21 protein-coding genes and 2 tRNA genes are annotated in these 21,353 nt (G+C 61.2%); 12 read left to right on the top strand and 11 right to left on the bottom strand.

All coding sequences use genetic code 11. The features are described from left to right. Positions 1-51 precede the first annotated feature (51 nt). Both G473_RS0117800 and G473_RS27610 read right to left on the bottom strand, forming a co-directional pair. Positions 52-125 (bottom strand) — tRNA-Gly (locus G473_RS0117800). A 90-nt stretch (positions 126-215) separates the two neighbouring features. Next, positions 216-896 carry a GNAT family N-acetyltransferase gene (locus G473_RS27610; protein ID WP_084438269.1) on the bottom strand — a complete coding sequence of 227 codons (681 nt, stop codon included), beginning with the start codon at positions 894-896 and terminating at the stop codon, positions 216-218. 416 nt (positions 897-1,312) lie between these two features. On the opposite strand from G473_RS27610, the gene apaG reads away from it, so the two are divergent. Next, positions 1,313-1,705, top strand: a complete 393-nt coding sequence (gene apaG, locus G473_RS0117810; RefSeq protein WP_029014216.1) for a Co2+/Mg2+ efflux protein ApaG — start codon at positions 1,313-1,315, stop codon at positions 1,703-1,705. Between the two features lie 231 nt (positions 1,706-1,936). Then, positions 1,937-2,563 carry a GTP cyclohydrolase I FolE gene (folE, locus tag G473_RS0117815; protein ID WP_029014217.1) on the top strand — a complete coding sequence of 209 codons (627 nt, stop codon included), beginning with the start codon at positions 1,937-1,939 and terminating at the stop codon, positions 2,561-2,563. A gap of 202 nt (positions 2,564-2,765) precedes the next feature. Here folE and G473_RS0117820 read toward each other — a convergent pair. Beyond that, positions 2,766-2,841: transfer RNA gene (locus G473_RS0117820), tRNA-Glu, on the bottom strand. 251 nt (positions 2,842-3,092) lie between these two features. Between G473_RS0117820 and G473_RS0117825 the strand changes: the two genes are divergently transcribed. Then, positions 3,093-4,208: a THUMP domain-containing class I SAM-dependent RNA methyltransferase gene (locus tag G473_RS0117825; RefSeq protein WP_029014218.1), complete on the top strand. Its 1,116-nt coding sequence runs from the start codon at positions 3,093-3,095 to the stop codon at positions 4,206-4,208. A 76-nt stretch (positions 4,209-4,284) separates the two neighbouring features. On the opposite strand, the gene G473_RS0117830 is transcribed toward G473_RS0117825, so the two are convergent. Beyond that, positions 4,285-5,313, bottom strand: coding sequence for an aspartate-semialdehyde dehydrogenase (locus tag G473_RS0117830; RefSeq protein WP_029014219.1), 1,029 nt, complete (start codon positions 5,311-5,313; stop codon positions 4,285-4,287). Positions 5,314-5,462: 149 nt separating this feature from the next. Here G473_RS0117830 and G473_RS0117835 point away from each other — a divergent pair, with 149 nt between their 5' ends. The 4 genes from G473_RS0117835 to G473_RS0117850 all read left to right on the top strand — a co-directional run bounded on the left by G473_RS0117835 (position 5,463) and on the right by G473_RS0117850 (position 9,792). Further along, positions 5,463-5,798, top strand: a complete 336-nt coding sequence (locus G473_RS0117835; protein ID WP_029014220.1) for an Mpo1-like protein — start codon at positions 5,463-5,465, stop codon at positions 5,796-5,798. Positions 5,799-5,821: 23 nt separating this feature from the next. Further along, on the top strand, positions 5,822-6,085 hold the full coding sequence (locus tag G473_RS0117840; RefSeq protein WP_029014221.1) for a hypothetical protein: 264 nt from the start codon (positions 5,822-5,824) through the stop codon (positions 6,083-6,085). 258 nt (positions 6,086-6,343) lie between these two features. Next, positions 6,344-7,504 (top strand): pentapeptide repeat-containing protein, encoded by a 1,161-nt coding sequence (locus G473_RS0117845; protein WP_161631005.1) that lies wholly within the window; start codon positions 6,344-6,346, stop codon positions 7,502-7,504. 158 nt (positions 7,505-7,662) lie between these two features. Next, positions 7,663-9,792 (top strand): TonB-dependent receptor, encoded by a 2,130-nt coding sequence (locus G473_RS0117850; RefSeq protein ID WP_051330403.1) that lies wholly within the window; start codon positions 7,663-7,665, stop codon positions 9,790-9,792. Between the two features lie 64 nt (positions 9,793-9,856). Here the strand turns inward: G473_RS0117850 and G473_RS0117855 are convergent, their stop codons facing one another. Together G473_RS0117855 and G473_RS0117860 are read right to left on the bottom strand one after the other, a co-directional pair. Further along, positions 9,857-10,621 carry an anti-sigma factor family protein gene (locus G473_RS0117855; protein WP_029014224.1) on the bottom strand — a complete coding sequence of 255 codons (765 nt, stop codon included), beginning with the start codon at positions 10,619-10,621 and terminating at the stop codon, positions 9,857-9,859. Continuing rightward, on the bottom strand, positions 10,618-11,142 hold the full coding sequence (locus G473_RS0117860; RefSeq protein ID WP_051330404.1) for a sigma-70 family RNA polymerase sigma factor: 525 nt from the start codon (positions 11,140-11,142) through the stop codon (positions 10,618-10,620). The genes G473_RS0117855 and G473_RS0117860 overlap by 4 nt, the downstream gene beginning before the upstream one ends. Positions 11,143-11,522: 380 nt before the next feature. On the opposite strand from G473_RS0117860, the gene gpmA reads away from it, so the two are divergent. Then, positions 11,523-12,212 (top strand): 2,3-diphosphoglycerate-dependent phosphoglycerate mutase, encoded by a 690-nt coding sequence (gpmA, locus tag G473_RS0117865; RefSeq protein ID WP_029014226.1) that lies wholly within the window; start codon positions 11,523-11,525, stop codon positions 12,210-12,212. A 52-nt stretch (positions 12,213-12,264) separates the two neighbouring features. On the opposite strand, the gene G473_RS0117870 is transcribed toward gpmA, so the two are convergent. The 3 genes from G473_RS0117870 to G473_RS0117880 form a co-directional block, all read right to left on the bottom strand. After that, positions 12,265-12,831 (bottom strand): hypothetical protein, encoded by a 567-nt coding sequence (locus G473_RS0117870; RefSeq protein ID WP_051330405.1) that lies wholly within the window; start codon positions 12,829-12,831, stop codon positions 12,265-12,267. A 70-nt stretch (positions 12,832-12,901) separates the two neighbouring features. Continuing rightward, complete coding sequence (locus G473_RS0117875) at positions 12,902-14,722, bottom strand: ABC-F family ATP-binding cassette domain-containing protein (RefSeq protein ID WP_029014228.1); 1,821 nt, start codon at positions 14,720-14,722, stop codon at positions 12,902-12,904. A gap of 69 nt (positions 14,723-14,791) precedes the next feature. Continuing rightward, entirely contained in the window at positions 14,792-15,556 is a 765-nt protein-coding gene (locus tag G473_RS0117880) for a TerB family tellurite resistance protein (RefSeq protein ID WP_029014229.1), read from the bottom strand. 251 nt (positions 15,557-15,807) lie between these two features. On the opposite strand from G473_RS0117880, the gene G473_RS0117885 reads away from it, so the two are divergent. Then, positions 15,808-16,356: a GNAT family N-acetyltransferase gene (locus G473_RS0117885; RefSeq protein ID WP_029014230.1), complete on the top strand. Its 549-nt coding sequence runs from the start codon at positions 15,808-15,810 to the stop codon at positions 16,354-16,356. A gap of 55 nt (positions 16,357-16,411) precedes the next feature. Here G473_RS0117885 and ruvX read toward each other — a convergent pair whose 3' ends face one another. Beyond that, complete coding sequence (ruvX, locus tag G473_RS0117890) at positions 16,412-16,942, bottom strand: Holliday junction resolvase RuvX (RefSeq protein ID WP_029014231.1); 531 nt, start codon at positions 16,940-16,942, stop codon at positions 16,412-16,414. A gap of 102 nt (positions 16,943-17,044) precedes the next feature. Between ruvX and gatC the strand changes: the two genes are divergently transcribed. From gatC to G473_RS0117905, 3 genes are all read left to right on the top strand, one after another. Further along, on the top strand, positions 17,045-17,347 hold the full coding sequence (gene gatC / locus G473_RS0117895) for an Asp-tRNA(Asn)/Glu-tRNA(Gln) amidotransferase subunit GatC (RefSeq protein WP_029014232.1): 303 nt from the start codon (positions 17,045-17,047) through the stop codon (positions 17,345-17,347). Then, entirely contained in the window at positions 17,347-18,828 is a 1,482-nt protein-coding gene (gene gatA / locus G473_RS0117900) for an Asp-tRNA(Asn)/Glu-tRNA(Gln) amidotransferase subunit GatA (RefSeq protein WP_029014233.1), read from the top strand. Before gatC ends, gatA begins: the two co-directional genes overlap by 1 nt. 336 nt (positions 18,829-19,164) lie before the next feature. Next, positions 19,165-20,196, top strand: coding sequence for a methyl-accepting chemotaxis protein (locus tag G473_RS0117905; protein WP_035707650.1), 1,032 nt, complete (start codon positions 19,165-19,167; stop codon positions 20,194-20,196). A gap of 126 nt (positions 20,197-20,322) precedes the next feature. On the opposite strand, the gene G473_RS0117910 is transcribed toward G473_RS0117905, so the two are convergent. Next, positions 20,323-21,255 (bottom strand): ribose-phosphate pyrophosphokinase, encoded by a 933-nt coding sequence (locus tag G473_RS0117910; RefSeq protein WP_029014235.1) that lies wholly within the window; start codon positions 21,253-21,255, stop codon positions 20,323-20,325. Between the last annotated feature and the right edge of the window lie 98 nt (positions 21,256-21,353).

Genomic DNA, 21,353 nt, shown 5'->3' on the forward strand with positions numbered 1-21,353 from the left:
CCGTCTCAACCTGAAGGGCTGAACGGCTTCAACCTGCTTGCAGCAGGATCATGGAGCGGGTGAAGGGAATCGAACCCTCGTCGTAAGCTTGGGAAGCTTCTGCTCTACCATTGAGCTACACCCGCGTCGGGAAGGGCTTATAGAAGGTTCCGGGTGGGGTTTCAAGGCCTTATTCGCCCCGTCCCCTATATTCTTTCCCCGGTGTCGCGCCGGCCTTATCGACTGGCGCGACGACGTCGAGACACCATTGGTGTGGGGGAGGGGGCCAGGGCGGTCGGCTCCATCTCAGTCTCGCTTATCCCGCCATTGGTGGCGGTGGTGACAAGCTGGGTCACCGCTGCGGGCTTGCGTGCGGGCAGGGTGCGGCTGGAACCATTGCTGGTCCGCGACCGGGTGGTGGCGCGGCCGACCGTGCCGGTCACGCCGTCCAGGGCGCCATCCACCAGTTCCAGTCCCAGGAACCGCGCCGGATCAACCGGACCGGGCAGGGACAGGGCCAGCGTCTTTTCCCGGGAGAAGCCGAAGCGCACATAATAAGGTGCATCGCCCACCAGGATCACGATCCGGTGCCCCAGTTCCGCCGCGCGTGCCAGGGAATGCCGGATCATCTTGCCGCCAAGGCCACCAGACCGATGTTCGGGATCAATGGCGATGGGCCCCAGCAGCAAGGCCGGCACCGTGCCGCCCAGCATGATGGGCCAATAGCGGATGGTTCCGACGAGTTTCTCGTTGCCGTCAACATCCGTATCCGTCGCGACAAAGCACAGATCGGCCACCGGGGCCACATTCTTGCGCAGCCGGTAAACGGTCTTGGTGTGCCGCTTGGGGCCGAAGGAGGTGTCGAGAAGCTGTTCGATGGCACCGGCGTGCGCCGGCAGCTCAACGGTGATGTTCATGTAATTGGGGTGTCCCGGCAGATTTTATAAAGGGGGCGATGCGCAGAAGCATCGTGGCCGGGGCCCCCTGGTGCGCAATGCGCCATCAGGCCCCGAGCAAATAGACCGGCCAGCCGTGAGGCAGGCACGAGATCTTTCGTCGTCGCAGGGAGATGGGGCGCAGCATTGCGCAACTCATCGGCAGTTGAACCTGATCGCTATATGAAGCGATTGCCGCCAGGACGCAAGTGGCGTTTTCATGTCCAAATCCGGAAGGCGGTCGTCTCATGCTTGGTCGAGCGTCTGACGGGCGCTATGATCGCCCGCTCTGGCGCGGAAAACGGGGTTTTCCATGCTAGAGCCATGATGTATTTCGGCAGCAGTTCGGCGCCCCTGTCCGGTTTGGCCTGGTCGGCGGCCGGAATGGGAGTAAAGCCTTGTATCGTCAGATCACCCGCAACATCCAGGTTACCGTACAGCCGGAATATCTGCCCGACCAATCCCAGGCCGATCAAGGGCGCCATGTCTGGGCCTACCATATCCTGATCGAGAATCAGGGCAGTGAGACGGTACAGTTGCTGACCCGCTACTGGCACATTACCGATGCACTGGGGCGCCAGCAGGAAGTGCGGGGACCGGGGGTGGTGGGTGAACAGCCCGTGCTGCGACCGGGCGAACAGTTCCGCTATACCAGCGGTACGCCCTTGCCAACACCGTCCGGCATCATGGTTGGCAGCTATGGAATGACCACCCTGGAAGGGGAGCGGTTCGACATTGCGATCCCGGCTTTTTCCCTGGATGCGCCCGACGTGGTCAGGCGCCTGAACTGACGGGCTTTTTCTCCTGTGCCGGCAATCGTTCAGATACAGAAACAAAAGCGGGGCTGCCTTGCTTGCACCCCGCTGGGCTTTCGCTTGAAACCGGTGGCGGCTGGCCTAGTTGGGTAGTACCGAATTCATCGGATCGTAAACCCCGACCCCGCGTGTCGGGCAAAGAACAGTTTGGAATCAGTCAAGGAGGGCTTACCCGTGGCCGCATATAAGGACACAGCAGACAAGGTCATTCCCGGCGCCGTTCAGGGTCACCGGGATGCTCCCTTGACCCGCCCGACCAAGGCCGAAGCGGAAGCCGCCGTGCGGACCCTGATCCGTTGGGCGGGGGATGACCCCGATCGGGAAGGCCTGGTCGGCACGCCGGACCGTGTGGTCCGATCCTATGAAGAATTCTATGCCGGCTATGCCGTTGATCCGGTGGAGTTGCTGGCCCGCACTTTTGAAGAAACCGATGGCTATGATGAGATGGTGGTGCTGAAAGGCATCCGTCTGGAAAGCTATTGCGAACATCATATGGTGCCGATCATCGGCAAGGCGCATGTCGCCTATCTGCCGCGTAACCGGGTGGTGGGTATCTCCAAGCTGGCGCGCGTGGTCGAGGTCTATGCCAAGCGCCTGCAGATCCAGGAGAAAATGACCTCCCAGATTGCGAATACGATTGAAGAGGTGCTGGAGCCTTTGGGCGTGGCCGTGGTGATCGAGGCGACGCACCAGTGCATGACAACGCGCGGCATCCACAAGCCGGGTGTCACCATGGTCACCAGCCGTATGTTGGGCGCTTTCCGCGAGGACCCGAAAACCCGGCGGGAGTTTCTGGCCATGATTGGCAATCCCGCCAGTTCCATGGAAGGCTGACGCAATCCGGATTTCCTCCATGGCCTGTCCGCAATGGGTCATGGAGGAATGCATATAGAAGCGCAGCTGGCCAGTCATTGATGGCGCGGACGGTGCATCTAGTCATGGCCGAAAATGGAAAACCCTGCGCTGCGGCAGGTTCCATACAAGGCCGTATTTATGTGGAAGTCACCGTAAAATCACTGCCTGCGCTAAGCGGCGGTGGCGTCCCCAACGGGATTCGAACCCGTGTTACCAACGTGAAAGGCTGGTGTCCTAGGCCTCTAGACGATGGGGACGAGGCCGGTGTGGGGCGGGTATGTAATGGAATGGACGGGGGCTGGCAAGCACAAAATTCACAGAAATTGCTGATTGATGAAAAATCCTTCTTTGAGGTTCATTAGCATGGCCGGAGGGGCTTGAAGGGCTCTCCTGTTTGCCGGGTGATGGGCTTTCTGTCTCTTCCGCCCGGGCGGCTGTGAATGGGGGGAGGGGGTGCCATGGCAAGAAATCCCTCGTCTGCTACCCGGCGCCGGGATATGAACCGACCATGGAAAAGAACGACGCCTTCGAGATCTTCGTGGTCACCACCCCCGGCCTGGAATCCGTGCTCTGTGCGGAGATGAAGGCGGCGGGCTTCCCCCAGCCCAAGCCGGTGAAGGGGGGCGTTGTCACCAGAGGCGACTGGCGGCAGGTCTGGCGGGCCAACCTGATGCTGCGTGGTGCCACGCGGGTGCTGGCCCGGATCGGCTCCTTCCGGGCACTACATCTGGCACAGCTCGACAAGCGGGCGCGTAAATTCCCCTGGGCGGATTTTCTGCGCCCCGACGTGCCGGTGCGGGTGGATGCCTCCTGCACCAACTCCAAGATCTATCACGCCGGTGCCGCCGCCCAGCGCATCGCCCGTGCCATTACAGAGGAATTGGGCGCGCCGGTTACGGAAGACGCGGAACTGGTGGTCAAGGCGCGGATCGATGATGATCTCTGCACCTTCAGCATTGATACGTCCGGCGAGTCCCTGCACAAGCGCGGTCATAAGGAAGCGGTCAACAAGGCGCCGATGCGGGAGACGCTGGCCTCCCTGTTCCTGCGCCAATGCGGATATGAGGGTAAGGAACCGGTGGTCGACCCGATGTGCGGGTCTGGCACCTTTGTGATTGAGGCAGCGGAAATGGCGGCCGGGCTGCATCCCGGCCGCGCGCGTTCCTTTGCCTTTGAAAAACTGGCCGGCTTCGATGCCGCCGCCTGGCATGCCCTTCGGGACCACGCCCGCAGCATCGTTCCGGATGTGCGCTTTTATGGCAGCGACCGCGATGCCGGTGCCGTGAAGATGAGTGGCGAGAATGCCGAGCGCGCCGGTGTCGCGGGCTGGACGGATTTCCGCCATCACGCCATCAGCGATCTGACCCCGCCGGAAGGCCCGCCGGGCCTTGTCATCGTCAACCCGCCTTATGGTGGCCGTATCGGCGATACCAAGCAGCTTTACGGTCTCTATGGTGCCTTGGGCAAGGTACTGCTGACCCGGTTTAAAGGCTGGCGGGTGGGCATCATCACCAATGAGCCGGCCTTGGCCCGGGTTACTGAACTGCCATTCCTGCCCGTATCAGGCCCCGTGCTGCATGGCGGCATCAAGGTGGCGCTGTACCGGACAAATCCTCTGGGCTAAAAGCCCGACGCACCAAAAGAAAACCGCCGCCAGAGTGCCCTGGCGGCGGTTCAATACTGCACCGGTGCGCGGGTGATCAGTCGGCCGGGCCGATATGGCCGTCGCGGATCATCGCCTCGGCGATCTGCACCGCGTTCAGGGCAGCGCCCTTGCGCAGATTGTCGGCCACCACCCACAGGGCCAGGCCGTTTTCGACCGTTGCATCCTCGCGGATACGGCTGACATAGACATTGTCCTCCCCGGCCACTTCCACCGGTGTGACATAGCCTTCATCAGCCCGATGATCGACCACCGAGATGCCGGGGGCGCCGCGCAGGATCTTGCGTGCTTCATCCGCGCTGATCGGACGCTCAAACTCGATATTCAGGCTTTCCGAATGGCCGATGAAGACCGGCACGCGCACAGCCGTGGCATGGACCTTGATGGAGGGGTCGAGGATCTTCTTCGTCTCCACCATCATCTTCCATTCTTCCTTGGTGGCGCCATCATCCATGAACACATCGATATGGGGGATGACGTTGAAGGCGATCTGCTTGGTGAACTTCTTCTTTTCCACCGGATCGTTGACATAGATGGCACGGGTCTGGGTGAACAGCTCGTCCATCGCTTCCTTGCCACCGCCGGAAACCGACTGATAGGTGGCAACGACGACGCGCTTGATGCCGGCAGCGCGATGCAGCGGCGCCAGGGCCACGACCATCTGAATGGTGGAGCAGTTGGGGTTGGCGATGATGCCCTTCTTGCGCCAGCCGGACAGGTGATGCGCATTCACTTCCGGCACCACCAGGGGCACGTCCGGGTCCATGCGGAAATGGCTGGTATTGTCGATCACGCAGGCACCGGCAGCCGCAGCGCGCGGCGCGAACTGGGCCGACACCTTGGCGCCAGGGGAGGACAGGACGAAATCGGTGCCGCTGAAATCGAAGGTGGCGAGGTCCTGAACCTTCAGTACCTGATCTTCACCAAACGACACCTGCTGGCCGGCCGACCGTTCCGACGCCAGTGCCACCACTTCTGAGACCGGGAATTTTCGGTCCGCCAGCGTCTGCAGCATCTCCCGGCCGACATTGCCCGTGGCGCCGACGACAGCGACCTTGTAACCCATCTTCATATCCTCAAATTATTGGTGGTTGAGATGTCAGAAATGCCACGCTTGCTGCTTGACAAGCCCGGTTAGGCATCCTGACTTATAAAAAAGGCGCTGAAATGGCAAGAAAATGACGAGTGCGCCGATGCGACGGGAGGAATGCAACCATGGCACAACACCAATATCGCACGTTCGCCGAGTTCTGGCCTTTCTATCTGCGGGAACATAGCCGCCCCCAGACCCGGGCTTTCCATTATATCGGCAGTGCCATCGCACTTATTTTCCTGGGCGTGGCCATTGTAACGGGCAATCCCTGGTATTTATTGGCCATGCCGCTGTCTGGTTATCTGTTCGCCTGGGCATCCCATGCCGCCATTGAACATAATAAGCCGGCCACCTTCACCTATCCGCTCTGGTCCCTGGTGGCGGATTATCGCATGTTCTTTCTTTTCCTGATGGGACGCCTGCGGGGCGAGTTGCGCCGGGCAGGGGTCGAGGAATAGGGCCAAGGAAGGGAGTAGCGACATTGAGCCAGTCCGTTGTGGAGATTATCGCCCGGTCCATCAAGGACGCCGACAAGACCCTGTTCAATGAGGATTACATGAAACAGGGCAAGGCGGTGATCGACGGATTGCGCCGCGCGGGCCTTGAAGTGGTGCCGGTGACGCCCCCGGAGGCCCTGGTTGCCTATGCGTCGGAAAACATCCCTTTCGGGCGCCTGCGCCCGACAGACTTTATTCGGACCATGTATTCCACCATGGTCGCGAACGCGCGTAAGTTTGTTTCCTGACCCTGGACTGGGCATCTGATCTGGCGTGCCCCCTATCCCGATGGCATCATCCTGGGATGTCTGTGCGTGGGCCTGCTCTGGCATGATTAACAAAGCACAAAAATCAGGCCCCTTTCCGTCATGCCCTTCCAGGCCAATTCAGCAGCTCCGCTGGACCCTCCACAATGGCGTCGTCCGTCACCTGAAGAGTTGACGGAGGCCTTGCGCCGCCATGCCAAATTGATGGAAGGACGGATCGGAGGGCAGCGGGCGGTCTTTGTGTTGTGGGATCTGCGGTCGGTCAATCTGTCCGGCGTGGATCTGCGCGCCGCCGAAATGGCCGGTGCGCGGCTGGACCAGGCGCAACTGGTGAAGACCCGTTTGACCGGGGCCAATCTGTTTGCTGCCGATATGCGGCTGGCGAACCTGGAACAGGCCGATCTGTCCAAAGCCGATATGCGCGGCGTGACGATGCGGGGTGCCAATCTGACCCGCGCCAGGCTTCGCGACGCCGACATGCGGGAAGCCGTATTGGCCAGCTATCATGGCCCCCAGCCGCTGCCGGCTTCCTTTGATGGTCGCGTGGCCAACCTGGCGGCAAGCATTGCCGGCAACGCGGATTTCACCGGGTCCCGCATGAATGGCGCGATCACGCTGAAGGCTGATTTTTCCGATGCGGTCATGCGGAATGTCGACCTGCGCGGGGCCGATCTGCGCGGCGCCCGTTTCCACGGGGCCATTATGGAAGGGGCCAATCTGCAAGATGCGCAGTTGCAGGAGGCGGATTTTGCCGGCGCCATCCTGACGGATGCCATCTTGCGGGATGCCGCGATGGAAGGGGCCAATTTCAAAGGTGCCATCGTGGATGGGGTCTTGATGGCAGATCTGCATAAGCGCGGCGCCATTACACCCGGCATCGGTATGGAAACGCGCAGCATCAAACAGATCCTGCACGACCATGGTGAATGGATCGCCAGCGCGGGCGCCAAAGGTCGCCGGGCCGATCTGACAGGGTGGGATTTGAGTGGACAGGATTTGCGCGGATGCAGTCTGACCATGGCCCGCATGGGCTTTTGTCTGGCCCAGCGTGCCATCCTTACGGACGCTTCTCTTGTGATGGCTGACCTGGAATGCGCGGATTTGCGTGATGCTGATCTGACAAACGCCGATCTCCGCGGAGCCAATCTGGAGCGGGCGCACCTTATGGGCGCGCAAATGCGCGGGGCCAATTTTTGCCCCCTCGTCAGCGCGGATGTGGCGAACCGTCGCTGGCCAGCGCGATTGACCAATGCCCGCCTGCAAAAGGCCGATCTGCGCAATGCCGATTTGCGCGGCGTCATTGCCACCAACGCTGACTTCACCAGCGCTGATATGCGCGGGGCCCGCCTTGATGGGGCGGAACTGGAAGGGGCGATTTTCGCCCTGGTCCGCCACGATTAACGTTTGTTTCGCGGCTGGCATTGGCCAGTGCGTCCTTATCCCCTTGAGACATCCTAGCCATGCGGCGGCACTGTATCCCTGCGGCGGATGGGCTATTGACCCTGCATTTGCTTTTTGCCTATTAAAGTTATGTTATAACATTTTAACTGGTGAGTATCATGAGCCTCTATCGGTCGGCGGCCCGCGTGACGGCCATCATGGGCGGGCTGTTTGTTGCCATGCCCGCCCTGGCACAAACGGCAGAGGTGGCGGATGCCAACCCCCATGCCCGCCAGGGGGTGGAAGAAATCGTCGTCACCGCCTCTCCGCTGGGGCAGAGCCGTTTCGACGTGCTGCAGGGGACATCCGTCCTGTCCGGTGAGGACCTGGACCGCGCGCTGGCGACGACCCTTGGTCAGGCGCTGGAACGGCTGCCCGGTCTGTCGCAGACCGGTTTCGGCCAGGGGGCATCGCGGCCGATCATCCGTGGTCAGGGCGGTGATCGTATCCGTGTCCTGTCCGGCGGTATTGGCAGCATCGATGCCAGCACCACCAGCCCCGATCACGCCCCGGCGCTGGATCTCGCCACGGCCAGGCGGGTGGAAGTGGTACGTGGCCCGGCGACATTGCTTTACGGCAATAATGCTTCCGGCGGCGTGATCAATGTGATCGACGGGCGCATTCCCGTTGCGGCCCCGGAAGGGGGAGTGGATGGCTTCACCCGCGTTGGTATTGGCAGTAATGCCAATGAGCGGTCGCTGGCAGCCGGCATTGACGCAAGCCTGAACAGCCCCTGGGTGCTGCACCTGGATGGGTTCTGGCGCCAGACCGGTGATTACGACATTCCCGGCTTCATGGAATCCGCTGCCTTCCGCGCGGCGGAGGAGGCCGAGCATGCGGGCCATGACCATGGTGACGAGGAAGAGGAAGAAGTATCCGGCAAAGTGCCGAACAGCAGCCTGACCCAGAAGGGGGCTACGGCTGGTCTTTCCTATGTCGGCGACTGGGGTTTCTTTGGTGCCAGCGTCAGTGGCCTGAAATCCAATTACGGTATCCCCGCCGGGCACAGCCATGCCGAAGGGGATGATCATGATCATGACCACGATCATGATCATGAGGAAGAGCACGAACATGAAGAAGGGGATGTCCGTATCGACCTGCGTCAGACCCGCGTCGATCTGATGGGGGAGGTCAACCAGCCGTTCCTGATTTTCGATACAACCCGCCTGCGCTTCGGCTGGGCCGATTACGAGCATAAGGAACTGGAAGGCGGCGAGACGGGTACCCGTTTCCTGAACAAGGGTTGGGAAGGCCGCGTCGAACTGGTCCAGCGCCAGATGGATAATCTTTCCGGTGCGGTGGGCGTGCAGGCCAGCCGGCGCGATTTCCAGGCCATTGGTGACGAGGCGTTCGTTCCGCCCTCGGAGACGGTGCAGATGGGTGTCTTCACCGTTCAGCGGCTGGATTTCGGCCCGCTGGCCCTGGAAGGGGGCGCCCGCCTGGAACGTCAGGATATTGATGCTGACACCATCCGTTTCAGCCGCGACTTCACCACGCTGAGCCTGTCGGCCGGTGCGTCCTACAAGCTGGGAGGCGGCTGGCTGGCCGGTGTCAGCCTGTCCCGCACGGAGCGGGCGCCCAATGCGGAGGAACTGCTCTCCGACGGTGCCCATCTGGCCACCAGCACCTATGAGCTGGGCGATGCTACCCTTGGCAAGGAAAAGGGTCTGGGTGGTGAATTGACGGTTAAGAAGACCGGTGGCCCCATCACTGGTGCGGTCAACCTGTTCCTGACCGATTATGATGATTACATCTACGAATCCTTTACCGGCGCGGAAGAGGATGGCCTGCCTGTCGCGGCTTATGGCGCAACCGATGCCCGGTTCTGGGGTTTCGAGGTCGAAGCGGCAGCCGATCTTTATCGGGATCAGGATCGCAGCGTCATATTGGATGCGGCTCTGGATTATGTCCGGGCGGAAGATACGACGCGCAACATCGCTTTGCCGCGGATGCCGCCCCTGTCATTCCGCACGGGGCTTGAATATGCCCAGGCCAATATCTCCACCCGGGTGGAGATGGTGTGGGCTGATAATCAGAAGCGGACGGGCGATTTCGAACTGCCGACCGATTCCTATACCGTCTTCAATGCCTCGGTCGATTGGCACCCGGTGCCTTCACGTGACATCAGCGTGCTGTTCGAAGTGCGGAACATCACGGATGAAGAGGTCCGCCTCTCCACCTCTTTCCTGAAGGATCGCTTGCCGCAGCCGGGGCGTGATTTCCGCATGGCGTTGCGGGCTGCTTACTGATCGTAAGCTGTCGCGGCAATGTGCCTGATAAGAGGCCCCGGCGGGTTCCCCCGCCGGGGTTTTTTCATTCTGCCATTGGGGCGCCGATGGCGGCGGCAACCTGTATCAGGTTCTGTGCCGGTTCCTTGCCGATCAAGGCATAGCCAAAATGCTGGCCGCGCCAATAGCCCACCACGTAGCCATCGGCCTCTGTCATTTCCAACTGGTCAGCATCCGGCTGGTCATCGCTGGAGGCGACGGTGAGGGTGACCCGATGGCCGTTTCCATCTTCATAAATAAGCTGGCTGCCGGGGCCGTCATCGGTTCCCGTGCGCCGCGCACCAATCAGGCGCAGCCCGATGGAGCGCAATTCGGGAATTTTCACTTCGCTGCCAAGCTGGGCCACCAGCATCCGGTGCAATTCCTCCTGGCGGTTGCCGGGAATTTCCACCGGCGGCACCTGCCGTTCGGCAAAGACCTCGTGGTTTTCCAGCGCGTCCCGGGCATAATCGGGCAGGTCCGGTTCCATCACATAATCGCTGACATCACGGGCCCCCCAGCCCATGACGAACAGCGTGACCGCTGCCGCGATACGGATCAGCCGTTCCCGCTGGATTTGCCGGCGCAAACGGCCGCTCAACCCTGCGACAAGGCCGGGCAGGGGCTGTCGATGCAACAGGCCTTCCGCCTGCGCCGCTTTCAGCGCCAGATCCTGTTCGGCATAGGCGCGCATTCTTTCGCGCAGGCCGGGATCATTTTCCATCCGCGCCAGGACCGCCGCCTCCTGGCGCGGGTCCAACTGCCCGTCCAGAAAGGCGTGGATATCCAGTTCGTCCAGTTCATCCGTCATTTTTGCCCACCCTTGACAAGAGACAGACCCTTCATTCTCCCCCCCATGTCCAACCGTCTACGCAACGCCTCCCGCCCCCGCGAGAGTCTTGACATGAAGGTTCCGATCGGCACCCCCAGATGCCGGGCGGCATCGTCATATTTCATATCGTCCAGTGCCACTGACAGGATCGCTTGCCGCTGCCCGTCGGGTAACTCGTCCAGGGCTGACAGGACCTGTTTCAATTCCATATGAACCATCTGTTCAGCGGGGACGCTGTCTTCGACCACAACCACTTCGGCATAACGGTCGCGAACTTGCCGCTTGCGGCGGTCACTGATATGGCAGGTGTAAAGGATGCGGAACAGCCAGGCGCGCAGATCCGTCCCCGACCGCCATTGTGTTGCGGATACCATCGCCTTGGTCAGGCAATCCTGGACCAGATCTTCCGCTTCCACGGGGTTGCGCGTCAGCAGAAGGGCATAGCGCCTGAGCGCCCCCAGATGCTGTTCCAGGCCCTTGGCGAAATCATCGCTGCTCATCACCACCTGCCAATCGGTCTTTCTGTCAGACCAACGCCCCTATCGTCTTTTCCATCGCATGAAGCGTCAAACAGGAAAATCCCGCCTGGACCGGATCCAGGCGGGATCAGTGGAGCGGGCGCGTTTACCACCATTGCCGGGGCACTGGCGCTGGTGGTCACCCAACCCGGTCCATCCATCCCGGGCGCGGAGATGGATGGCAGAGAGCCGGGTCCGATCAATGAACGTGCGGGTAAGGGATTCCATTCCATCATTCGTTCAATGAACATCCCGACATGCGCTGGTGCAGCATGACCCGCCTGTGGTAGGACCGCAGACATGGGTGCAAGGGGGCCCGACCTTCGCCAAAGGTCCGCGCCATCAATGAAGGAAGTTGGGAGATGACGAAGCTTGTCCTGATCCGCCATGGCCAGAGCGTCTGGAACCAGTTGGATCTGTTCACCGGCTGGACCGATGTGGATCTGTCGCCGCAGGGCGTTGAAGAAGCCCGCGAGGCGGGTGAGAAGCTGAAGGCGGCCGGGTTCGATTTCGATATCTGCCATACCTCGGTGCTGAAGCGTGCCATCAAGACCAGCAATCTGGCGCTGGAAGCCATGGACCGCATCTGGGTGCCGCAGCACAAAAGCTGGCGCCTGAACGAGCGCCATTATGGCGGCCTGCAGGGCCTGAACAAGGCGGAGACGGCGGCCAAGCATGGCGCCGATCAGGTGAAGGTGTGGCGCCGTTCCTTTGACATCGCCCCGCCGGTGCTGGAAGAAGGCGATGAGCGCCTGCCCGATGGCGATCCGCGTTACGCTGATCTGTCCAAGGAACAGTTGCCGCGTACCGAGAGCCTGAAGGACTGCATTGCCCGCGTCGTTCCTTATTGGACCGACGTGATCGCCCCGCAGGTCAAGGCTGGCAAGCGCGTGCTGGTTGCCGCTCACGGCAATTCCCTGCGGGGTCTGGTGAAGTACCTGTCCGGCATGGGCGACGACGAGATCGTCCAGTTCGAAATCCCGACCGGCAAGCCGATCATTTACGAACTGGATGCCGATCTGCAGGCGCTGGACCGGTATTTCCTGGACTGAGGAAAAACTGAATGACGTGGGGCGCTGGCCCCACGTCATTCAGTTTTCGATACTATTCTGGCTTTTGGTGCAGACTTTCAATCAGGTGCGCCGTTTCAACATCGTTACTCCACCAGCGGCGATGAAGGGATTGCAAATCCTCCATCTGCTTTGTCATGACATAAATAATCCCGCCAGATCGCTCGCCAAACTCAGGCGTTCCATCCAGCGCTTTTACGTTTTGAGGTAAAGTCCTCATTAAATATAATGGGTTTTGGTTATTTGAGAATTCTTCGCCAAGATCTTTGAAGTAATCTCCATCAAGAAAAAATTTTGCAGACCCGCGATATGATAATATAATTTTCCCAAATTTCTTGTCTTTTAGTGCTTTTGCGCTTTGAAATAACATCCTTGTGATATCCAAGGGTGAGGCTTGAGAGGTGCGGAGTTCTCTAAGGTCGAGGACTAAGGTGCTATAATTTATGAGATATTGATGATAGGCGATGAGTGTAATTCCGTCATTTCGTTCATCTTCTTCTAGCTCCTGTTTCACCGGATAACTGACAAAAGCTATATTGAAGCCCAGAAACAATCCCGCGACCAATAAAGTGCAGGACATGATCAATAGAAATTTTTTCATAAGCTGATTCCATTTTAAATTACAGCCCTGAGTAAAATTCCTGTTCCGTCATGCAGCTTTTGTCAAGCAATCACCCTTCCAGTTCTTCCCGCAGGGCTTCCAGTTCCAGCCAGCGTTCCTCGGCGGTGGCCAGATCGGCCTGGGCGATGCCCATGTCTTCAGTCGCCTTGGCGAAGCCCTTGGGGTCTTTGCTGTAGAAGGCAGGATCGGCCATCTTGGCCTCTAACTGCTTGATCTTCTTTTCCAGCGCGTCGATCCGGCCCGGCAGTTCTTCCAACTCCCGGTTCTCCTTGAAGGAGAGCTTCTTTTTGGTCTTCGGTGCGGCGCTTTGGGCCGGCGCAGCGGGCTTAGGCGCGGTGGCTGGCTTGGCGGCTTCCGGCTCCTTCTCCTTGCGCTGGGTCAGATAATCGCTGTAGCCGCCTGCATATTCTGACACGTCGCCATCGCCTTCCACGGCGATGGTGCTGGTGACCAGCCGGTCCAGGAAGTCACGGTCGTGGCTGACCAGCAGCAGCGTGCCTTCATAATCGGCCAGCACCTCTTCCAGCAGGTCCAGCGTATCCATGTCCAGATCGTTGGTCGGCTCGTCCAGTACCATCAGGTTGCTGGGCTGGGCAAACAGCTTGGCCAGCAGCAGCCGGTTGCGCTCGCCCCCGGACATCACGCGCACCGGCTGATCCATCATGGAAGGATCGAACAGGAAGTCCTTCATATAGCTGGCAATATGGCGGGGCTTGCCGCCCACCCAGATATTGTCGCCGCCTTCCGGCAGCAGCACCTGCTTCAGCGTGGCATTGGGGTCCAACTGGGCGCGGCGCTGGTCGAAAATGATGGTCTGCAGGTTGGTGCCCAGCTTCACCGTACCGCTGTCGGGCGCCAGTTCACCGGTCAGCATCTTCAGGATGGTGGATTTGCCGGCCCCGTTGGGGCCGATCAGCCCCACCTTATCCCCACGCAGGATGCGGGTGGAAAAATCGCGGCAGATCACCCGCTCCCCCGCGCTGCCGTGGAAGGATTTGGAGACGGCTTCCGCCTCGATCACCAGCTTGCCGGAGACATCGCCTTCCGCGACACCCAGATTGACCTGACGGGATTTGATGCGGTCGGCCCGTTCCTGACGCATGCCCTGCAGGCGGCGGACGCGGCCCATGTTACGGGTGCGGCGGCCGGAGATGCCGCCTTCCCACATCCATTTCAGTTCCGCCTGAATCTTGCGGTCCAGCTTGTGATAGGTGGCTTCTTCCTCCCGATAAACCTCATCCCGCCACGCTTCGAACTGGGAGAAGGATTGATCGGTGGTGCGCAGCACACCGCGATCCAGCCACAGGATGCGCTTGGACAGGTTGGCCAGGAAGGCGCGGTCATGGGAGATCAGCAGCAAGGCACCGCGGAACTGCTGCAACTCCTTTTCCAGCCACAGGATGGTGGGAATATCCAGATGGTTGGTCGGCTCGTCCAGCAGCAGCACATCCGGCTGGTCCACCAGGGCGCGGGCCAAGGCGGCCCGGCGCGATTCCCCGCCGGACAGGGTGGCGCAGGCGCGGTCGCCCGGCAGATCAAGCGCCTCCAGCACGGCTTCCACCCGGTAGAGCGCTGGCTCCTCCTGCCCGCCGGCCACGAACTCCGCAACGGTGTTGAAGCCGCTGAAATCCGGCTCCTGTGCCAGATGAGCCACGCGCGCACCCGGCTGGATGAAGCGTTCCCCCTTGTCGATATCGATGATGCCGGCCAGCGCCTTCATCAGGGTGGATTTGCCACTGCCATTGCGGCCGACCAGGCAAATCTTCTCCCCCCGCGACACGGCGACATCGATATTCTCGAACAGGACGGTGGCGCCCATATGGACGGACGCGCCGGCAAGGCCGACAAGGGCGGGATTATTCGGGGCCATGGGTACGGAACTTCCTGGAACGGGTTGCAGGCCCCGTTCTAAAGAGAATGGTACGGGCAGGGAAGGGGATTACACCCGTTCTTTCGCGGCCTTCTCGATCCGGTCGAAGGCAGCGTTGATGGCAGCCATCTTCTCCTGCGCCAGATCGATGAATTCCTGCGGCATGCCTTCCGCCATCAGCCGGTCGGGATGGTTTTCCCGTGCCAGCTTGCGATAGGCGGCCTTCACGGTGGCAAAATCGCTGTCTTGTGCCACGCCCAGCACGGCGAAGGGATCGTCCAGCGGGTCGCTATAGCCGGCGGCATGGCCGCCATGGATTCGGCAAACCTGTTCGAACTCTTCCGGCGGGAAGCCGAAAATCTCCGATACGCGGCGCAGATAGGCCAGTTCCGCATCATGGATAACACCGTCGGCCACGGCGATATGGAACAGCCCGCCCAGCAGTTCCTCCAGCACCGGTTTGCGGTCCTGGAACATGGTGGCAAGCTGTTTGGCGTAAATCTCGAATCCGGCGGTATCGCGCTTGGCGATGTCAAACAGCCGGCCGACATTGCGCAATTCCTCTGGCGGAACGCGGAAAACCTCGCGGAAGGCGTTCACCTCCATCCGGCAGACAACGCCATCGGCCTTTGCCATCTTGGCGCTCAACACAATCACGCCAACGGTGAAGGCGATGGTCTGGGTCTGGTCCGGCTTTTCCGCGCCTTCTGCGGGGGCGGCGGTAGGGCGCAATTCGTCCAGCGCGTGGCCAGCCACGGCCCCCAGCAGCGCGCCAAGCGGCCCGCCAACCGCGAAACCCGCAGCTCCACCGATGATCTTGCCCCAGATGCTCATGATCTTTCCCAGCTCCTCCAAGCATAGAACAGGATAACGCCTGGCAAGGCAGGCGCAATCGCTGTTGCACACCGGTCACATTCGTATGGCGGCAGGACAGGCGCGGTATGATCGGGGCGCACTTCTCCCCAGGCACCGGGTCCATTATATTGCATCGCACAATGAGACCGGGTCATCCGGCGGTTGGGACAGGGGAGAATGCGCCAGGGGCGTGCATCGGGTTTATCCGCTTTGTTCCCAAGGGCCGTTCCATGACCGTGTTCCGCACCCTGCTCCCGGCTGAAGCCGGCCGCTATACCAGCCACCTGCTGCGCCTGCCCGTTGCCGACCGGCGCGCCCGCTTCATGGGCGGCATGTCGGATGATGCGGTGCGGTCCTATGTGGACGGGATCGACTGGTCGGGTGCCACCATCCTGGTTGCCCTGGTGGGGGGAGAGGTTCGGGCGGCGGTGGAACTGCGACGTGATCCGCACCGTCCGGACCGTGCTGAACTGGCCATTACCATCGAATCCGGCTGGCAGGGGCAGGGTATCGGCTCGACCATGGTGCGCCGTGCCATGGTGCTGGCGCGCAATCGCGGCATTGACCGCATCATGCTGTTCTGTCTTTCCGACAATCACCGCATGTTGCGCATTGCCGGCCGGCTGGACAGCCGGGTCACGTTCGATGGCGGCGAGGTTGCCTGCGATTTCGACCTGGAGCCGGCGGACGCTTTCTCCCTGGCACTGGAAGCCATGGACCGCGGCAGCACGGCGCTGACCATGATGCTGGACCATGGCGGGCTGCCGCGCGCTGCTTAAGGCGTGAGGGTGAGGCGTCAGGCTGATTCACGCGGGCCTTTCAGCCCGCGTTCGCTCAATCTTCCAGATCATCCAGCGGGTCGTGATCTGGCTCTGCCGCCTGTTCTGCCCGTTTGATATAATCCAGGGCGCCTTGCAGGATGTAGGCGGCGGCCATCTTGTCCACCACCTCGTCCCGCCTTTTGCGGGTCATGTCCCATTCGATCATCATGCGTTCCACCGCGCTGGTGGAAAGCCGTTCGTCCCAAAAGGCGATCTCCGGCTCCATATTGCCGAACATCTGCGGGCGCATCAGGACCTGGCGGGCAAATTCCCGCACCGACTGGCAGCGCGGACCCTCTGTCCCGTCCATATTGACCGGCAGGCCGATGATCAGGCCGCGCACGTCGCGGTCCTTCATGGCGCGGGCCAGTTCCTGCACATCCTGGGTGAATTTGGTGCGCTTGATGGTGCCGATGGGCGAGGCCACGGTAAAACCCGGATCGCAGACGGAAAGACCAATGGTCTTCTCCCCGATATCCAGCCCCATCAGCCGCGCGTGCCGGGGCAGGGCGGCCTTCAGTTCCTCAAGGTTGCGGATTGACATGTCGTGGTGCTAGCTTCCCAACCGCTTTCGCGCCCACACCATCGGTTTCCTGATGTGGGCGGCCGGGGCAACACGCCCGCAGCTATGACGAGATTTAGCACCATGTCGCAGGACAAGGCCACCCTGGACGCCAAGACCGTGGCAAAGATCGCCCACCTCGCCCGCATCAAGGTGCCGGAAGAGGAACAGGCGCATCTGGCGGAGGAGTTGAACAAGCTGCTCGGCTGGGTCGAACAGCTTGGCGAGGTCGATACGGATGGGGTCGCGCCGATGACCTCGGTCGCGGCGCAAACCCTGCGTCGCCGCCCCGATCAGGTGACCGATGGCGGCTACCCCGATGCCGTGGTGCTGAACGCCCCCGACGCCGCCGAACATTTCTTCTCCGTGCCCAAGGTCGTCGAATAATGACCAATCTGACCCACCTGTCGATGTCCGAGGCCCTGGACGGGCTGAAGAAGCGGGAATTCACCGCGGTCGAACTGACCGAGGAATATGTGAAGGCAGTGGAAGCGGCCCGTCCGCTGAACGCCTTCATCACCGAAACGCCCGAAATCGCCCTGGAACAGGCCAAGGCGTCCGATGCGCGCTATGCCGCCGGCAATAACGGCCCGATGGACGGGATGCCGCTGGGCATCAAGGATCTGTTCTGCACCAAGGGCGTGCTGACCACGGCCGCCAGCCACATCCTGGACGGCTTCAAGCCGGCCTATGAAAGCACCATCACCGCCAACCTGTTCCGCGATGGCGCCGTGATGCTGGGCAAGCTGAACCTGGACGAATTCGCCATGGGTTCGGCCAATATCACCAGCTATTACGGCCCGGTGCTGAACCCCTGGTCGGGCAAGGACCCGGCGGCGGAAGCGCGCAAGCTGGTGCCCGGCGGCTCCTCCGGCGGTTCGGCTGCCTCCGTCTCCGGCCGCTTCGCCATTGCCGCCACCGGTACCGATACCGGCGGCTCCATCCGTCAGCCGGCCAGCTTTACCGGCATTGTCGGGCTGAAGCCGACCTATGGCCGTTGCTCCCGCTGGGGCACGGTGGCCTTCGCCTCCTCGCTGGATCAGGCGGGTCCGATGACCCGCACGGTACGCGACGCCGCCATCATGCTGCAGAGCATGGCCGGCTTCGATGCGAAGGACAGCACCTCGGTCAATATGCCTGTGCCCAATTTTGAGGCAGCCTTGACCGGTGATATCCGCGGCCTGCGCGTCGGCATTCCCAAGGAATACCGGGTGGAGGGCATGCCGGCGGAGATCGAGCGCGTCTGGCAGCAGGGCATTGAATGGTTGAAGGCCGCCGGCGCTGTGCCGGTGGAAATCAGCCTGCCGCACACCAAATATGCGCTGGCCACCTATTATGTCGTGGCCCCGGCGGAATGCTCCTCCAACCTCGCCCGGTACGATGGCGTGCGCTTCGGCCTGCGCGTCGAGGGCAAGGACTTGCAGGAAATGTATGAGAATACGCGCGGTGAAGGCTTCGGCAAGGAAGTGCGACGCCGTATCATGATCGGCACCTATGTGCTGTCGGCCGGCTATTACGACGCCTATTACCTGAAGGCGCAGAAGGTTCGTGCCCGTATTGCCGAGGATTTCACCAAGGCTTACGAGCAGTGCGACATCATCCTGACGCCGACGGCGCCCAGCACGGCTTTCGCCATTGGCGAGAAGCAGGACGACCCGATTGCCATGTACCTGAACGACGTGTTCACGGTGCCGGCCAGCCTGGCGGGCCTGCCGGGCATTTCGGTTCCCGCAGGGCTGGCGTCGGATGGGCTGCCGCTGGGCCTGCAGCTTATTGGCCGTCCGTTTGATGAGGAAACGGTACTGCGCGTGGCTGGCGTTATGGAGCAGGCTGCGGGCTCCCAGCCCCTGCCGCCGTTCTGCCGTTAAGCCCATAAGGCACGCATAGGTGTTTCCAAAAGGGCGGCATCGGTTCCGGTGCCGCCCTTTTCTTGTCCGCAGGGCGGTCATGCAATGCAACAATACTATTGACTGAATAGGAAATTCTCTTACCTGGGCGCATATTGCGGTTGGCTTCCCCTTCATCTGCACAATTCGTAGGCGGTAGCACGGGTATTGCTGTTTCCTTCGCCAAAGCGGAAATTAAGTATCTTTATGAAGACATTTCACTTTCGTGAAGTGTCAATGGGTTAAGCATTCCTTAAAGATGGGCACGCCCTTTGCATCTGCTCGATAGCTTGTGCGGTGCATATAAAGAGGCGTCTCATGGATAACAGCCTTATCGACCTGACGCGGAATGTCCTGGATGTGGCCAGCCAGAAGGTATCGGCCATCGAAGATATCAACCGCACCACGAAAATGCTGGCGTTCAACGCTTTGATTGAGGCCGGCCGGGCCGGTGATGCCGGGCGGGGGTTCGCGGTGGTCGCGAACGAAGTCAATTCCATCTCCCGGCAGGTCAGCGTGGTCGCCAGCGAACTGCGCTCCGAAATTGGGCAATTGGTCGATCGTATGGCCACGGTGGGCGAAGACCTGATGGTCCGCTTCCGGGGGCAGCGTCTGGCCGATCTCGCTTTGAACATGATCGAGATTATCGACCGGAATCTTTATGAGCGGTCTTGTGATGTCCGCTGGTGGGCGACGGACAAGGCCGTGGTGGATTGCGTGGCCCATCCCACAGCGGAAGCCGCTGTTTTCGCCAGTTCCCGTCTGGGTGTGATTCTGGACAGCTATACGGTCTATCTTGACCTCTGGGTGGCGGACCGGAATGGAAGGGTGATTGCGACGGGCCGCCCGCGTCGCTTCCCGCATGCAGTCGGCACCAATGTGGCTAATGAGACTTGGTTCCGTCAGGCCTTGTCCACCCGTGACGGCTCCGATTTCGCCGTCACGGACGTGACGACCAATACGGTTCTGGATGGCCGCACGGTCGCAACCTATTCCACCGCCGTGCGTCGTGACGGTGCCGTGGATGGTGAGGTCATCGGTGCCATGGGCATCTTCTTTGACTGGGAGCCGCAGGCTCGTGCCGTGACCACTGGTGTCCGCCTGGACCGGAGCGAGGAAGCGACCACCCGGTGCCTTCTGGTGGATGCAGCCGGCCGGGTCATCTCTTCGTCTGACGGGCGGGGGCAGTTGACGGAAACATTCCCGCTGAACACACAGGGCCAGCCCATGGGCCATTATGTGGACAAGTTCGGGCGTCTGGTCGGCTTTGCGCTGACGCCCGGCTATGAAACCTATCGCGGCCTGGGCTGGTACGGTGTGATCGTACAATCCAACAGTCAGGCGCATTGATTGCGCCCTATGCCAATAGGGGGAAGGGGCGGCGAGGGTAGTCGCCGTCCCTTCAACTCCCCGCAAAATAAAAGGCGGCAGGTTTTCACCCACCGCCTTTTATGAACCCCACCAGGGTTTTACGGATCAGTCGAACAGGCTGGATACCGACCGTTCGTTGCTGATGCGTTCAATTGCGTCTGCCATCAGGCGGGCGATGGAAAGCTGGCGGATATTGCGAGAATTGCGGACCGCTTCCGTGGCCACGATGCTGTCAGTGGTCACCAACTCATCCAACGGCGACTTGGCAACGCGGTCCACAGCCCCACCGGACAGGACGCCGTGGGTGACATAGGCGCGGACGGAGGTGGCGCCCCGTTCCTTCAGTGCCATGGCGGCGTTGCACAGGGTGCCGGCGCTGTCGACGATATCGTCGATCAGGATGCAGTCACGGCCGGAGACATCGCCGATCACATTCATCACTTCCGACACGCCGGCGCGTTCACGGCGCTTGTCGATGATGGCCAGATCGGCATTCAACCGGCTGGCGATGGCGCGGGCGCGCACCACGCCACCCACGTCGGGGGAGACAACCATCAGATTGCCGCCCTGGATCTTGTCCTGGATATCCTTGGTGAACACGCCACCAGCCACCAGATTATCCAGCGGAATGTCGAAGAAGCCCTGGATCTGGCCGGCATGCAGGTCCAGCGTCAGCACGCGGTCGGCACCGGCGGTCGTCACCAGATTGGCGACCAGCTTGGCGGAGATCGGCGTGCGCGGGCCGGTCTTGCGGTCCTGACGGGCATAGCCATAGTAGGGCAGCACCGCCGTGATACGGCGGGCGGAGCCCCGGCGCAGCGCATCAATCGTCACCAGCAGTTCCATCAGATGGTCGTTTGCCGGGGCCGAGGTCGACTGGATCACGAAAACATCCTCACCGCGGACATTCTCGTTGATCTCAACGAAGATCTCGTTATCGGCAAACCGCCGGATGGTGGCCTTGGTCAGCGGGACTTCAAGGCACTGGGAGATGGCTTCAGCCAAGGGCTGATTGCTGTTGCCGGCGATCAGCTTCATGTCGTGCTGCCCGTCTTTCGGTGGAAGAAAAGGGGTGAGCGGCGCCGCCGATAGCCGGCGTCGCCAAACCTTCACAAAGGCGGGCGCACCATAACCCC

Origin of the sequence: Niveispirillum irakense DSM 11586, from assembly GCF_000429645.1 — a bacterium.
In the GTDB taxonomy this organism is placed as follows: Bacteria; Pseudomonadota; Alphaproteobacteria; order Azospirillales; family Azospirillaceae; genus Niveispirillum; species Niveispirillum irakense.